Origin of the sequence: Nocardioides silvaticus (assembly GCF_003160695.1) — a bacterium.
GTDB classification, from domain to species: Bacteria; Actinomycetota; Actinomycetes; order Propionibacteriales; family Nocardioidaceae; genus Nocardioides; species Nocardioides silvaticus.
The window spans coordinates 757,536-772,419 of record NZ_QGDD01000001.1 but is presented as its reverse complement, the minus strand read 5'-3'; the positions used below and the strand labels follow the sequence as shown (position 1 = coordinate 772,419).

General features: G+C 71.9%; 12 protein-coding genes. 6 read left to right on the top strand and 6 right to left on the bottom strand.

The genetic code is table 11. The features are described 5' to 3' along the window. Positions 1 to 31: 31 nt before the first annotated feature. Positions 32 to 664: a TetR/AcrR family transcriptional regulator gene (locus DJ010_RS03475; RefSeq protein ID WP_158282915.1), complete on the bottom strand. Its 633-nt coding sequence runs from the start codon at positions 662 to 664 to the stop codon at positions 32 to 34. A gap of 55 nt (positions 665 to 719) precedes the next feature. Between DJ010_RS03475 and DJ010_RS03470 the strand changes: the two genes are divergently transcribed. Beyond that, positions 720 to 2,480 carry a hydroxysqualene dehydroxylase gene (locus DJ010_RS03470; protein WP_109692198.1) on the top strand — a complete coding sequence of 587 codons (1,761 nt, stop codon included), beginning with the start codon at positions 720 to 722 and terminating at the stop codon, positions 2,478 to 2,480. Between the two features lie 86 nt (positions 2,481 to 2,566). Here the strand turns inward: DJ010_RS03470 and DJ010_RS03465 are convergent, their stop codons facing one another. Both DJ010_RS03465 and DJ010_RS03460 read right to left on the bottom strand, forming a co-directional pair. After that, positions 2,567 to 3,883, bottom strand: coding sequence for a choice-of-anchor P family protein (locus DJ010_RS03465; protein WP_109692197.1), 1,317 nt, complete (start codon positions 3,881 to 3,883; stop codon positions 2,567 to 2,569). 101 nt (positions 3,884 to 3,984) lie between these two features. Then, entirely contained in the window at positions 3,985 to 6,033 is a 2,049-nt protein-coding gene (locus DJ010_RS03460; RefSeq protein WP_109692196.1) for an AAA family ATPase, read from the bottom strand. Positions 6,034 to 6,103: 70 nt separating this feature from the next. Between DJ010_RS03460 and DJ010_RS03455 the strand changes: the two genes are divergently transcribed. After that, positions 6,104 to 7,210, top strand: coding sequence for a GuaB3 family IMP dehydrogenase-related protein (locus DJ010_RS03455; RefSeq protein ID WP_109692195.1), 1,107 nt, complete (start codon positions 6,104 to 6,106; stop codon positions 7,208 to 7,210). Continuing rightward, entirely contained in the window at positions 7,207 to 8,706 is a 1,500-nt protein-coding gene (locus tag DJ010_RS03450) for an MFS transporter (protein ID WP_109692194.1), read from the top strand. The genes DJ010_RS03455 and DJ010_RS03450 overlap by 4 nt, the downstream gene beginning before the upstream one ends. 6 nt (positions 8,707 to 8,712) lie before the next feature. On the opposite strand, the gene DJ010_RS03445 is transcribed toward DJ010_RS03450, so the two are convergent. Genes DJ010_RS03445 through DJ010_RS03435 form a run of 3 tightly spaced genes read right to left on the bottom strand, consistent with a single transcriptional unit; the run spans position 8,713 to position 11,220 of the window. Further along, the gene (locus tag DJ010_RS03445) at positions 8,713 to 9,444 is read right to left on the bottom strand and encodes a dienelactone hydrolase family protein (protein WP_109692193.1); all 732 of its coding nucleotides are present in this window, start codon (positions 9,442 to 9,444) and stop codon (positions 8,713 to 8,715) included. Between the two features lie 10 nt (positions 9,445 to 9,454). Next, entirely contained in the window at positions 9,455 to 10,585 is a 1,131-nt protein-coding gene (locus DJ010_RS03440) for a DUF1214 domain-containing protein (protein ID WP_109692192.1), read from the bottom strand. Then, positions 10,582 to 11,220, bottom strand: a complete 639-nt coding sequence (locus tag DJ010_RS03435; protein WP_211318633.1) for a TetR/AcrR family transcriptional regulator — start codon at positions 11,218 to 11,220, stop codon at positions 10,582 to 10,584. Before DJ010_RS03435 ends, DJ010_RS03440 begins: the two co-directional genes overlap by 4 nt. On the opposite strand from DJ010_RS03435, the gene DJ010_RS03430 reads away from it, so the two are divergent. From DJ010_RS03430 to DJ010_RS03420, 3 genes are read left to right on the top strand one after another with little or no spacing between them, the layout of a single operon-like run. Next, positions 11,219 to 12,493, top strand: coding sequence for a sulfotransferase family protein (locus tag DJ010_RS03430; protein WP_109692190.1), 1,275 nt, complete (start codon positions 11,219 to 11,221; stop codon positions 12,491 to 12,493). The two genes, DJ010_RS03435 and DJ010_RS03430, sit on opposite strands and share 2 nt — an antisense overlap. 60 nt (positions 12,494 to 12,553) lie before the next feature. Then, a complete protein-coding gene (locus tag DJ010_RS03425) occupies positions 12,554 to 13,702 on the top strand; it encodes a phosphotransferase family protein (RefSeq protein WP_109692189.1) in 1,149 nt (382 codons plus the stop codon). Continuing rightward, positions 13,699 to 14,853, top strand: coding sequence for an Rv3169 family protein (locus DJ010_RS03420; RefSeq protein WP_109692188.1), 1,155 nt, complete (start codon positions 13,699 to 13,701; stop codon positions 14,851 to 14,853). The genes DJ010_RS03425 and DJ010_RS03420 overlap by 4 nt, the downstream gene beginning before the upstream one ends. Positions 14,854 to 14,884: the final 31 nt, after the last annotated feature.

The window sequence follows — 14,884 nt, the reverse complement described above, 5'->3', positions numbered from 1 at the left end:
GCTGATCACGACGATTCTCCCCGTTGCGTCGCTAGGGGTCGCCCGCGCGCGGCAGGCCGTTCCAGAGCAGCCGGGCGGCGGCGTCGACGACGTCGTCGAACGGCGCCTCGGGGTGCAGCGCCCACCACTGGGCGAGCCCGTCGGCCGCGCCGCTGACGACCGCGACCATCACCGGCAGGCTGGTCGACTCGAGGTCGACGCCGGCGTTGGCGAGGTCGGTCGCGAGCAGGCTGCTGATGGCGCGGCTGCGGTCCTCGAGGAAGCCGCGGATGACCGCGTCGAGCTCGGGATCGCCGGAGGGGATCGGGTCGAGCAGCAGTCGTCGGGCCTCGGGATGCTCGTGCGTGAACCGGAGGTACGACGCCAGCGTGGCCCGCACCCGTTCCCGCGGACCACCGTCGCTGGTGATCCCGCTGGCGATCTCGCCGAGCATCAGCTCGTGCTGGGTGGCGATGACGTGCAGGAACAGCGCGCGCTTGTCGGGGAAGTGGTCGTACATCACGGTCCGGGTGACTCCGGCCGCGGTCGCCACCTCGCCGAGCGACGTCGCGTCGTACCCCCGCCGGGCGAACGTGACCACGGCCGCAGCCTCGATCCGGCTGCGGCGCTCGGCTCCGCGCAACCGACGTCGGGGTCGGTTGACGGGGGCGGTGACGTCGGACACAATCGCAGCCTAACCGACACCAGTGTCGGTTATCCAGGAAGAAGAGGACAGGCACATGGGGACGGTTTCTCGACGCAACGTGCTGCGCGGGTCAGGTGCCGCAGCAGCCGCTCTCGCGGCGACATCGGTGGGGCCGATCTCGCCCGCGCTCGCGGTCGAACGCCGCCGGGTCGCGGTGCTCGGCGGCGGCATGGCCGGACTGGCCGCTGCCCACGAGCTCATCGATCGCGGCTTCGAGGTGACGGTGTACGAGCGCAAGGCGCTCGGCGGCAAGGCGCGCAGCTTCCCCGTGGCCGGCACGGCCGCGGGCGGGCGTCGTCCGCTGCCGGGTGAGCACGGCTTCCGGTTCTTCCCGGGCTTCTACAGCCACATCCCCGACACGATGGCGCGGATCCCCTTCGGCACCAACGAGAACGGCGTCTTCGACAACCTCGTCAGCGCGGGCGTCCCGCTGTTCCCGCGGTCCGGCGGCCGCAACGACATGAACCTGTTCGGCCTGATCCCGGACCCCCGTCACCTCGCCCGACCGGCCGACCTGAAGCGGTTCATCGTGCGGGAGCTGCTCCGCGGCTCGATGGTGAAGCCGTTGGACGCGACCTACTTCGCGACCCGGCTCGTGGTGTTCCTCAGCAGCTGCGACGAGCGCCGGCACGGACAGTGGGAGAGCACGTCGTGGTGGGACTTCGTGCGAGCGTCGAAGCGCAACAAGGAGTACCAGACGGTCGCCGCGCGCGGCCTGACCCGCTCTCTCGTCGCCGCCAAGGAGGAGATCGCCAGCACCCGCACGATCGGCAACATGGCCGAGGCGTTCCTCTACTCCTTCGCCGGCGTCGGCACCAACGGGCGGCCGCCGGACCAGATCCTCAACGGTCCGACCAACGAGGTCTGGATCGACCCCTGGGTCACCTACCTGCGCGGCCGCGGCGTCCGGTTCGAGAACGGGACGACGATCACCGGGCTCGCCGTGGCGTCGGGCCGGATCACCGGTGCCCGGGCCACCACGCCGACCGGGCCGTCGACGATCGAGGCCGACTGGTTCGTCTCCGCGATGCCGGTCGAGCGCGTCGTACCCCTGCTCTCGGCCGGGGTGCTGGACGCCGACCCCAGCCTGGAAGGGCTGAAGGGGCTGGTCACCGACTGGATGAACGGCATCCAGTTCTACCTGAAGCGACCGGTCGACATCACCGCCGGCCACATCGCCTTCATCGACTCGCCCTGGTCGCTCACCGGCATCTCGCAGGCCCCGCACTGGACCAACGACTTCGCTGCGACGTACGGCGACGGCAACGCGGTGGACTGCCTCTCGGTCGACATCTCCGACTGGACGGTGCCGGGCATCGTCTACGGCAAGCCGGCCAACCGGTGCACCCGTGAGGAGATCTTCACCGAGACGTGGGCGCAGATGAAGGCCTCGCTGGAGGACACCGGCCGCTCGGTGCTGCCCGACGACGTGCTGCACTCCTGGCACCTCGACCCGGCGATCGCGTGGGACCCCAGCCGCCAGGCCAACACCAACGACGAGCCGCTGCTCATCAACACGATCAACTCCTGGAAGCTGCGCCCGACCGCGCGGACCGGGATCAGCAACCTGTTCATGTCCGGCGACTTCTGCCGCACCAACGTCGACCTCGCGACGATGGAGGGCGCCAACGAGTCCGGACGCCAGGCCGCCAACGCGATCCTGGCCGAGTCCGGGGTCGGCGGCTCGCCGGCGCCGATCTTCAAGCTGCACCGGCCGCCGGAGTGGGAGGCGCTGAAGGTCATCGACAAGCGTCTCTACAAGGCCGGCAAGAAGAACCTCTTCGACCTCGGCTGACGCAGGCCGTCGAGAACGCGAAGGAAGCACTGACGCCCGGGCGGTCCGCCCGGGCGTCAGTGCTTCTCAGCTGGTTCAGGCCGGCGTCAGGGCCGGACCCAGGCCGCCGCGACGCCGAGCTCGATGTCGATGCCCGCGATGTCCTCGGGCGCGTCGGGCAGGGCGATCACGTGCAGTGCCCGCACCGCGAGACCGTCGTACGGACGACGCTTGAGCGGGGTGTGCTCGTTGATGACCACCTTCACCAGGCCGGGGACCTTGATGACGGTGTTCTTCCGGACGCTGATGTCGACCGGGTTGCCGGCGATCGTCAGACCGACGATCTTCGCGTTCCCGGTCTTCCGCGTCTTCTTGCCCTTGACCTTCACCACCCGTGCCGTGGACGTCACGGCGTCGAGCGTGATCAACCCGCCGAGCAGGTCGACGGCCCCGATCTTGGCCTGCATCTTCGCGACCGTCTTGCGGCTGGTGACGGTGGCGTCGGCGTAGTTGCCGAGACCCCGCGCCTGGACGATGCCGGGCAGGACCGCGCGAGCGGCGGCGTTCTCCAGCGGGACGCCGGAGGTGCCGCCCGCCGGGCAGATGACGATCGAGGTCGGCGCGGACATCACGTTGACCTCGTCGCCGACGTGGGCGGCGACCCGCGAGGAGTAGGCGTAGCCGAAGGCCGGCTCGCCGTCGATCGGCACCGGCAGCAGGATCCGGGCCATCGTCGGGGTGAGCTCGATCGAGGCGCCCTGGCGGAGGCCGTCGCGCGACTCCAGGAGGGTGATCCGCAGGCCGGTCGCCTGGGACTTGATGAGCGCGTCGCCACCGATCTGACCGCGCACCTCGTTGACGACGACCTTGATGACGCCCGGGATCGTGATCCCGGTGTTCTTCGGGACGTTGAGCGGGATGTTGGTGTCGCCGACCTTGACGCCGACGAACTTGGTGCGGCCCTTGCGGGACACGTCGTCGCCGCGGATCGTCGCGGTCGCCGTGGTCTCGATCGCCTTCGCGGTGATCAGGCCGTCGAGGAGGCTGACGCCGGCGATCCGGGAGTAGGAGGTGACCTCGACGCCGCCGAGGACCTTCTTGGTGGAGTTGCGGGTCTGGATGGCCTCGGCCTCGAGCACGCCCTTGAGGACGTTGGCGTCGGCGGTCTTGTTGTCGACCGTGCGCGGGGCGTTCTCGACGCGCAGCGAGCTGGCCGCGGTGAGACCGGACTGGACGGCGCCGGCGACCTGGATGCGGGAGCCGCCGCTGACGGCGTGGTAGACGGGATCGCTCGTCGCTGGCGCGGCCGCGGCATGAGCAGGAGTCGGGCCGACGAAGCCGGCGAAGGTGAGAAGGGCAGCGATCAGGGCTGTAACGAGACCGAGAATGCCGGTACGCAGAGCCCTCGGGAGTCTGAGGGACATATCAGAAAAGGTATCGGTTGTCGTCCAAATGTGGAACGCCCGCCCCGGATCGGGCGTAGCGCGCGGTCTCGCGACGACGTCGTACGACGTCGCCCGGCGACTCAGAGGTAGAGCCCGGTGCCGGTGCTCCTGTCGTCGGGAGGGGCGCTCGCGGGGAGGTCCTGCCAGCGCAGCATCCGGATCTCCTCGGGCACGGTGGTGCCGTCGCTGACGATGCGCTGGGCCTGCCGGGCGACGGTCTCCTCGAAGACGTTGCGGACGAACCGGCCGTTGCCGAACCCGACCGGCCGCGGCCGCGGGAGCAACCGTTGCAGCTGCGCGGTGAGGTGCTCGTCGAGGGTGTAGCCGGCGCGGTCGCGAAGCAGCTCGAAGATCGCGACCAGCTCGTCGTCGGCGTAGTCGGGGAACGCGATCGTCGTCGGGAAGCGGGACGTCAGGCCGGTGTTGGCGCTCAGGAAGCGCTGCATCTCGCGCGGGTAACCGGCGACGATCACGACCACCTCCTCGCGCCGGTCCTCCATCAGCTTGAGCAGGGTGGCGATGGCCTCGTGCCCGAAGTCGCGGTGGGAGTCGGGCGGCACCAGCGCGTAGGCCTCGTCGACGAACAGCACGCCGCCGGAAGCACGGTTGAAGGCCGCCGTGGTGCGCGGCGCGGTCTGGCCGATGAACTCGCCGACCAGGTCCTGGCGGGTGACCTCGACCAGGTGCCCGTTCGCGAGCACCCCGAGCTGCGCGTAGACCCGCGCGAGCAGCCTCGCGACGGTGGTCTTCGCAGTCCCGGGGTTGCCGAGAAAGACCATGTGTCGCGACCGGTCGGACGGCGGCATGCCGATCTCGCGGCGCAGCTGCTCGGCCCTGACCTCCGCCACCAGCCGCTGCACCTGCTCCTTGACGGCCCCGAGACCGATCAGCTCGTCGAGCTCTCCCAGGGGGTCGCCGATCTCGACCGGCTCCGGTGGCGCGTCGTCGACGTCGCCGTCGGCTGTCGCCCGCAGCCGCTCAGCGGCGGGCGGGACGTCCGTCGCGTCGACGACGGGTGCCCGCGCCTGCAGGCGCGCCGTCACGGGGTTGGTGATCTTCGGGGTCGGACGGAAGACAGCGCGCAGGTCCTCCCAGAACCCGTAGCGGCTCGGGAAGGTGGCGTTGAGGTCGGGGTTGCCGAGGCGGACGGTGAAGGAGGCGACGTGGGTCGCCATCGCCAACCAGATCCGGGCGGCGTCGACCTCGCCACGCACCATGGCGCGTGCCAGCCAGCCGCGGTTGTCGCCCACCCAGTCGGCGGCGTCGAAGCCGGACCGGCGCCGGTCGACGGACGCGCGCAGCTCCTGGAAGCGGGCCGGCCCGAGCGCGGCGCTCACCGGCGCGGGCAGCTCGTCGATGGTCTGGTGCAGCACCACCGACGCCAGCAGCTCGACGAACGGCTCGGCGGCACCCACCCGGGCCGTCAGATGGTCGTGCGCGACCTCCAGCCCGCTCAGGCTCCAGGCCATGAGCGACGACCACCCGCGCAGCTCGGGGAGCACGGCGGCGTCCTCGTCGGTCACCAACGTGCGGTCCTGCTGCCAGCGCTGGTCGACCTCGGCCCAGCGAGGTGCCGCGATCGCGGCGACGAGCGCGTCGTCGGCCTCGGCCCGGCGGAGCACCCGCGCCCCGGCGACGGCGCGCTCCCGGTGGAGCGGGGAGGTGGCGAGGACGTCGCAGATCTCGGCCGAGACGCCGAGCGCCTCACGGACGGCGTCCGCTCCCTGCTCGCGGGCGAAGTAGGCGAGGTCCGCGAGCCAGTCCCAGCGGCGGGCGGCGTAGGTGAGCACGACGGCCGGCGGGTTGAGCCGCTCGGGCTGGTAGTAGGGCTCGAGCAGTGTCTGCCCGAGCTCGGTGGGCTCGCCGACCCACACCGGAGCCGGCGCGGGGAGGTAGGTGATCGCGGACCAGGTGAAGGGCACCGTGTTGGGGTGTCCCGGGCCGTACGGCGACCCCGCCTCGCCGAAGCGGGAGGCCGGCACCCGCTCGATGATCGCCCGCAACGCCTGCTGCGTCTCCTCCAGCCAGCGGTCGGGGTAGGCCCAGGGGTCGGCCATGCCGATCACGTCCAGGAACGGCCGGTCGTCGAGGAGCGGCGCGAGGTGCGGGGGCAGGACGAGCTGGTTCATGGTGGGTCCGAGTCTGCCCACCGCGCCCTCACGAATCCATCGTCGGGAGCGGGCGTCCTAGACTGCCGCAGTGACCGACATCGAGATCGGCCGGGCCAAGCGGGCCCGCCGGGCCTACTCCTTCGACGACATCGCGATCGTGCCGTCCCGGCGCACTCGCGATCCCGAGGAGGTCAGCGTCGCGTGGCAGATCGACGCCTACCGCTTCTCGCTGCCGATCCTGGCGGCGCCGATGGACTCGGTGATGTCGCCGTCGACCGCCATCGCGTTCGGTCAGTACGGCGGGCTCGGCGTGCTCAACCTCGAGGGCATCTGGACCCGCTACAGCGACCCCGACCCGCTGCTGGAGGAGGTCGCCGGTCTCGAGGGTGACGCGGCCACCCGCCGGCTCCAGGAGATCTACGCCGAGCCGATCAAGCCCGAGCTCATCACCGAGCGGCTGCGCCAGGTCCGCGAGGCCGGCGTCACCGTCGCGGGCTCCCTGTCGCCGCAGCGCACCAAGGAGTTCGCCAAGGTCGTCACCGACGCCGGTGTCGACCTGTTCGTCATCCGCGGCACGACGGTCAGCGCCGAGCACGTCTCGAGCCAGGCCGAGCCGCTGAACCTCAAGGAGTTCATCTACGAGCTCGACGTGCCGGTCATCGTCGGCGGTTGCGCGACCTACCAGGCCGCGCTGCACCTGATGCGCACCGGAGCCGCGGGCGTGCTCGTCGGGTTCGGCGGGGGCGCTGCCCACACGACCCGCTCCGTGCTCGGCGTCGCCGTGCCGATGGCCTCGGCGGTCGCCGACGTCGCCGCCGCCCGCCGCGACTACCTGGACGAGTCCGGCGGCCGCTACGTCCACGTCATCGCCGACGGCTCGATCGGCCGCTCCGGTGACCTCGCCAAGGCCATCGCCTGCGGCGCGGACGCCGCGATGGTGGGCTCGCCGTTCGCCCGCGCGACCGACGCACCGGGGCGCGGCTTCCACTGGGGCGCGGAGGCGCACCACCCGGCGCTGCCGCGCGGCCAGCGGGTGCAGTTCGAGCAGATCGGCACGATCGAGGAGATCCTCTTCGGGCCCAGCCGGGTCGCCGACGGCACGATGAACCTGGTCGGCGCGCTCAAGCGCGCGATGGCCACCACCGGCTACACCGAGCTCAAGGAGTTCCAGCGGATCGAGATCGTGGCGGAATGACCACCGCCGCCGCAGGTGAGGCCGCCCTCCGGATGGGCAGCGCCCGCGGCCGGTGGGTGCTCCTGACGACGGTGCTGGGCTCCGGCCTGGCAATGCTCGACGCCACCGTGGTCAACGTCGCGCTCGGACGGATCGGCGAGGACCTCGACGCCGGGTTCGCCGGCCTGCAGTGGACGATCAACGCCTACACGCTCACCTTGGCCGCCCTGATCCTGCTGGGCGGGTCGCTGGGTGACCGGTTCGGCCGCCGGCGGATCTTCGTCATCGGCGTCGTGTGGTTCGCGCTCGCGTCGCTGCTGTGCGGCATCGCGCCGGACATCGACACCCTGATCGCAGCGCGTGGTCTCCAGGGCGTCGGCGGCGCGCTGCTGACGCCGGGCAGCCTGGCGATCATCGCCGCGTCGTTCCACGCCGAGGACCGGTCGGCAGCGGTCGGGGCGTGGTCGGGCCTGGGCGGCATCGCCGCCGCGATCGGCCCGCTGGTCGGCGGCTGGCTGGTGGAGTGGCACTGGCGGCTGGTGTTCCTCGTCAACGTGCCGGTCGCCGTCGTGATCGTCGCGGTCGCAGCGAAGCACGTGCCCGAGAGCCGCGACCCCGACGCGGCGGGCCGGCTCGACGTGCTGGGCACCGCGCTCGCCGCAGGCGGGCTCGGTGCGTTGACCTTCGGGCTCACCCGCGCCGGCGACGACGGGTTCTCCGCGCCGGTCCTCACGATCGTCGGTGCCGGTCTGGCGGCGCTGGTCGCGTTCGTGGTCGTCGAGGCGAGGTCGCGTTCGCCGCTGGTGCCGCTGGAGCTGTTCCGCAACGCGCAGTTCAGTGCGGCCAACGTCGTGACGTTCCTCGTGTACGCCGCGCTCGGCGTGATCTTCGTGCTGCTCGTGCTGCAGCTGCAGGTGGTCGCCGGGTGGTCTCCGATCCTCGCCGGGTCGGCGATGCTGCCGGTCACGCTCATCATGCTCGCCTTCTCCTCGCGCGCGGGCGCGCTGGCGCAGCGGATCGGGCCCCGGCTGCCGATGACGCTCGGGCCGCTGCTGTCCGCGGGCGGCATCCTGTGGCTGAGCACGGTCGGCGCGGACGCGTCGTACGGCGTCGACGTGCTGGCGCCGGTCGTGCTGTTCGGGTCCGGGCTCGCGCTGATGGTCGCGCCGCTGACCGCGACCGTCCTGGACTCGGCCGAGGACCGGCACGCCGGCATCGCGTCGGGCGTCAACAACGCGGTCGCCCGCACCGCGGGGCTGCTCGCGGTGGCGGTCGTCCCCGTGGCCGCCGGGATCGCCGGGGCCGACTACACCGACCCGGTCGCCTTCGACGACGGCTACGGCACGGCGATGGTGATCAGCGCCGGTCTCATGGTCGCCGGCGCCGCACTGGCGGCGCTGTTCATCCGGAAGCCGCTCGCCGCCGAGGAGGACGACCAGCGGGTGCACGTCGAGAGCTGCACGCACTGCGGGGTCTCCGGGCCGCAGCTGCACCCGTCCTGCCGCTCCCCGGAGTGAGCGGGCTCAGACCGCCAGCTTCTCCTTGAAGAAGGCCAGCACCGCGTCGACCGCCTCCTGCTGGCGGTGCAGGGTCAGCGTCGAGTGCTTGATGCCGGGGAACTCGACGGCGATGAAGTTGTCGCCGAGCTCCTCGCGGAGGGTGTCGAAACGGCGGCCGACGGCGAGGTCGTTCTGGTAGCGCAGGCCGAGGACCTGGCAGCCGGCGCTGACCTTGTCCTTGACCGAGTCGAGGTCGGCAGGGCTCAGCCCGAGGTCGCGCCCGCGGCCCGGCGTCACCGCGAACGGCGCCGACGGCTGTGCCAGCACGGGCGCCGCGATCGGCGCGCCCGCCAGCATCGCGAGCGCGTAGCCGCCGGTGAAGCACATGCCGACTGCGCCGACACCCGGCCCGCCCAGCTCGGCGTGCAGGTCCTTGGCCAGCGCACGCAGCCAGGTGGCGACCGGCGTCGTCGTACCGGTGGCGAGACGGAGGAACTCGCGGCTGACGCAGATCTGCTTCGCGGCCTGCGCCATGGAGCGGGGCCCGACCTTCGCTCCCGGCGTGCCGAACAGGTGCGGCATCACCACGGTGTGCCCCTGCTCGACGACCTCCTCGGCGAACGCCCGCACCTGCGGGGTGATGCCCGGGATCTCGTGGATGACGATCACGCCGGGACCCTCGCCCCTCCGGTAGGTCCCGTGGGTCACGCCGTCGGCGGTGAACTCGCTGCGGGTCCAGCCCTCGAGGTCGCTCATGGGGCCGAGACTAGGACACCGCGACGGGCGCGTCGGCCGCCCCCACCAGCCGGACCTCCGGCTTGGCCGGCACCCCGTCGGCGAGGAACCAGCGGAACGCCAGGTTGCCGCGCGGGTAGCCGACGGTCGACACCGCGTTGGGATGATCGAGCCGGCGCCGCGCCACCACGATCGTCACGGTGCCGTCGGCGTTCGGCACGGCCTGGGTGCCGTTGACCGAGCACCGGTCGTCGCCGGCGTCGTGGGTCGCCATGAACTGGTTCCAGACCACGAAGTTCCAGAACCGGCAGCGCGGCGGGCGGGAGGTGATGACCAGCGCCTCGTCGTCCTCCAGCACGAAGCTGCCGAAGGAGTACGACGCGTCGCGGGCCGACCAGCCGAAGTTGGCGTCGCCCACCTGGTAGGGCTCCCCGAAGTCGTTCGCGAGCTGGGGCGTCTCGTGGCCGATCGTGTGGGCGTCGTCGCTGCGCACGCCGACGGTGAGCGGGATGATGGCGAACATCGTCCGCAGCCAGGCCGCACTCGCGCGGAGTGCGGCCGCGGTCTCCTCCGACCCGTGCTGGATGGGATCGGGCTCGTCGTACGCCTCGATCTGCCAGTCGATGCGGCGTCCGGTCAGCGGGTCGGCCTGGTAGTCGCGGGCGAGGAGGACGGCGACCTCCGGGAGTGGACCGAGGTCGAAGCTGAAGCCACCGTCGGCGTCGTACTCCAGGTCGGTGTCGTTGATGATCGCGACCACCTTGTCCGACCAGGCGCCCGGCGCCGGCTCGTTGTAGGCGGTGACGGAGAAGTAGACGCTGTCGCCGCGGTTGCCGCTGATGCGGTAGCGGCGGGTCGGGTCGACGGTGCACAGCGCGTAGTAGGCGTCGGTGTTGTCGCCGCCCCAGCGGCGGTCGCGGCGGAACGGGGTGTTGACGTCGACGAACCGCGGCCGGCTCGGCTCGACGAAGAGGTAGGTGTCGAGAGCGACGCCGAGCGTGGTGAGGAGCTGCCGGTAGCCGTCGGCGACGTGGCGGTCGTCGGCGACGGCGCGGTCGCCCTCGAGGAAGCTGCGGTCGAGGTCGCGCAGCGTGTCGAGGAGCTCGCGGAAGGCCTCGGTCGCGGGGCCGACCGCGCTGCTCGGGACGGTCGGGTCGGTCATGCGCGGACTCCTTCGAGCAGGATGGTGGTGATCCGGTCGGCCCAGGCGTCGTCGAGCGCGTCGGGCTCGAGCATCACCCCGAGCAGGACCGACCCGATCATCAGGCGCATCAGGTCCTCCGCGCGGGCGTCCGACCGGACCTCGCCGGCGGCGACAGCCTCGCGCAGCCGGTCGTCGACGGCGGTGAAGACGGGCGCGAAGCGCGCGAGCAGCGCTTGGTGCAGCGCCGGGTGCGAGGTGAACTCGGCGAGCAGTCCGGGCAGCGCGGCCGCGGCCTCGGGGGTGAGGAACGCGTCGCGGGCGCCGAGGACGATGCTGTGGACGTCGGCGCGCAGGTCGTGGCCGAGATCCATCCGGGACAGGAGCTCGTCGGGGAACGCGGCCTCGTAGACGAGGTGGGGCAGCGAGGGCCAGCGACGGTAGAGGGCGGGCTTCGTCGTACCTGCCCGGCCGGCGACGGCGGCAACGGTGAGGCGCTGGTAGCCGACCTCGACCAGCAGCTCGCGGGTCGCGGCGAGCGCCGCCTGCTCGATGCGGGGGTCGCGCGGCCGGCCGGCGCTGCGCTGGACGTCGTCGTTCCTCGGCATCATCGGGCCTTCCGCTATTTCGTGACCGAGGGTAACGTAATCGCGCATGCGGGGACAGGGTGCCGGAGTGCGGGTCGTGCTGGACGACCTGGCCGAGCCCCGTTTCGGCCCCGCGGGCCAGGAGCTGCTGGCGGCGATGGCGCAGGTCGCCGAGCTCTGCCCGCTGGACAGCGCGAGGATGCACGTGCAGGCCTCGGCCGAGCTGGGACTCGACGACTTCGGCCCGCAGGACTACCGCGAGCGGCTGGACCTGCTGCTCGACTGCTACCGGTCGGTGCCGGGCCTCTCGGCAGCCGGCCAGGTCGGTCTCCACGCCCAGCTGGTCCAGCTGCTGAAGAACCGGTTGCTGCTCACCGACCTGCTCCGGCGCGAGCCGGAGGTCCTCGACGTCGAGCTGGTGCCGCCGCTGGTGATCGCCGGGCTGCCCCGCACCGGCACGACCCACCTCCAGCAGCTGCTGGCCGCGACCGGGCTGTTCCGGACGCTGCCCTACTGGGAGAGCCTCGAGCCGTTCCCGCTCCCCGGTGAGCGCGAGGTCGAGCCCGACCCGAGGATCGGCCGCACGATCGCCTCGCTCGAGGCCCTGCACACGACCGTGCCGCACCTGACGCTGATGCACGAGATGGAGAGCCCCGAGCACGCGCACGAGGAGATCGCGCTGCTCGCCAACGACTTCTCGACGATGTTCTTCGAGACGCTCACCGAGGTGCCGCGCTGGGGCGACCACTACGTCGCCCACAGCCAGGTGCCGCACTACGCCTACCTGCGGCTGCAGCTGCAAGCGCTCCAGCACCTGCGTGGCGGCCGGCGTTGGCTGCTGAAGTCGCCGCAGCACCTCGAGCAGCTGCCGGTGCTGGCCGAGGTGTTCCCGGGTGCGACGGTGGTGGTCACGCACCGCGACCCCGCCCACGTCGTCACCTCGCTCGCGACGATGGTGGCCTACACCGAGCGGATGTTCCGCGAGCCGCCGCTCGACCCCCACGCGACCGGACGGCGATGGGCGGACCGGCTCGGACTGATGCTCGACGCGCTGCTCCGCGACCGCGACGTGCTCGGGGCGGAGAGCTCGCTGGACCTGCCGTTCGACGTGCTCCTCGGCGACCAGGAAGGTGCGCTCGAGCGGGTGCTGGCGCTCGCCGGGGAGGAGCTCACCCCTGCGGCGCGGGCGGGCGCGGCGTCGTACCTCGCCGGTCATGCGCGGGGCCACCTCGGCACCGTCGACTACCGCCCGGAGGACGTGGGGCTCGATCCCGAAGCCCTCCGCCGGCGGTTCACGGACTACTCGGCCCGCTTTCTCGGAAGCACAGTTGAGAACCTCTAGAACGTGTTCTAGTTTGACCGAAGACGCGGCCGCGGTCGCGCACGATCCCCGGAGGAACCGATGTCGCAGGCAACGCCGCCGACCGAGATGACCCTGCAGCGCTCCAGCCGCGACCCGGACCAGGTCCGGGCCAGGCTGGAGGAGTGGCTGGCGACGGTGCTGCCCGAGGGCTCCGACCCGGCGGTCACCCTGCACGAGGGCATCCAGACCAACGGCATGTCCAGCGAGACCGTGCTCCTGGCGATCACGACGACCGGTGCCGACGGGGAGCGCGCGGCGAAGGAGTACGTCGCCCGCGTCGCCCCGGCCGCCGAGGACATGCCGGTCTTCCCGGCCTACCGGCTCCAGGACCAGTACGACGCGATGCGGCTGGCCGGTGAGCTGGCCGGCATCCCGGTCCCGCCGGTCGGGCTGATCGAGCCGACGGGGGAGGTGCTCGGCACCCCGTTCTTCCTGATGGACCGGCTCGAGGGCGCCGTACCTCCGGACGTGATGCCCTACCCGTTCGGCGACAACTGGCTCTACGACGCGCCGGCCGAGCAGCAGGCCAGGCTGCAGCGCAGCACGATCGAGGTGCTGGCCAAGCTGCACGGGATCCCGGACGCCGGGACCACGTTCGCGTTCCTCGACCCTGCCGTAACCGGTCACGAAGGCACCACGGCGCTCGCGCGCAACGTCGCGAAGACCCGCGCCTGGTACGACTACGCGATCAACGCGGCCGGTGGCAGCCCGCGCTCGCCTCTCATCGAGCGGGCGCTGGCGTGGCTCGAGGCCAACCAGCCGGACGAGGACGCGGCCGTGCTCGTGTGGGGCGACTCGCGGATCGGCAACATCATGTACCGCGACTTCGAGCCGGTTGCCGTGCTCGACTGGGAGATGGCCACGCTCGGGCCGCGGGAGCTGGACCTGGCCTGGCTGGTGTTCGCCCACGCCGTCTTCCAGGAGATCGCCTCGGCCTTCGAGCTGCCCGGAATGCCGGACTTCCTCAGGCCCGAGGACGTGGTGGCCACCTACCAGGAGCTCAGCGGGGTCGAGGTCGGCGACCTGGCCTGGTACCAGGTCCTCGCCGGCGTGATCTGGGGCATCGTCTTCCTCCGCACCAGCGCCCGGCAGATCCACTTCGGAGAGATCGAGCGGCCGGACGACCCGGAGTCCGTGATGCACCACCGGCCGCTGTTCGTGCGGCTGCTCGAGGAGGTCGGCGCATGAACCACGGCCTGCACGGGGAGTACGTCGGCCTCGGGCCGCTCGACGAGTACCCGATCCACCAGCTGCCCCGCCCCGTCGCCTGGGCCGGCAGCAGCGACCGCAACTTCTACGACCGCTGCTACCTCAACGCCCACGACCGCACCGGCGACCTGTTCCTCATCACCGGCCTCGGCTTCTACCCGAACCTCGGCACCAAGGACGCGTTCGTCCTGCTGCGGCGCGGCGACGAGCAGACCGCCGTCCACCTCGGCGACGCCGCCGACCCGCGGGGCGCCGACCGGATGGACCAGCGGGTCGGTGCGTACCGGGTGGAGGTGGTCGAGCCGCTGCGCAAGCTGCGGCTGGTGCTCGAGGAGACCCACGGAATGGCGCTCGACCTGACCTGGGAGGGCTCCTTCGACGTCGTGCAGGAGCTGCCGCACGTGATGCGGCAGGGCGCGAGCACGATCCTCGACGCCCAGCGGTTCGCCCAGGTCGGCACGTGGGAGGGCACGATCTCGGTCGACGGCGAGGACATCGCGGTCGCTCCCGACCGGTGGGTCGGCTCGCGGGACCGGTCGTGGGGCATCCGTCCGGTCGGCGAGGCCGCTCCGGCCGGCAAGCCGGCGGACCCGGCGTTCGAGGGCATGTGGTGGCTCTACGTGCCGATGCGGTTCGACGACTTCGGCATCGTGCTCATCATCCAGGAGACGCCGGACGGCTACCGCACCCTCAACGACTGCACGCGCATCTGGAAGGACGGCCGGGTCGAGCAGCTCGGCTGGCCGCGCGCGGAGATCCACTACGCCTCGGGCACCCGGGTGCCGACCGGCGCGACCATCACCTGCCAGACGCCCGAGGGCAAGGACCTCGTGCTCGAGGTGACCTCGAAGCTGCCGGTGCCGATCCACGTCGGCGGCGGCTACGGCGGTGACTCCGACTGGACGCACGGCATGTGGAAGGGGCCCGGCTTCACCGAGCGGTTGACCTACGACATGAACGACCCGGCCGTCGCCGGCCGGGTCATGTTCGGCGTGATCGACCACGTCGGGCACGCGATCGCCCACGGCCCCGGCGCCGACGGTGCGGAGGGCTGGGGGCTCTTCGAGCACGGCGCCCTCGGCCGGCACGACCCCAGCGGCTTCACCGACTGGTTCGACCTCGCCCCCTGACCGTTCTCGGTGGTCGCGTAGTCCGAGCCGG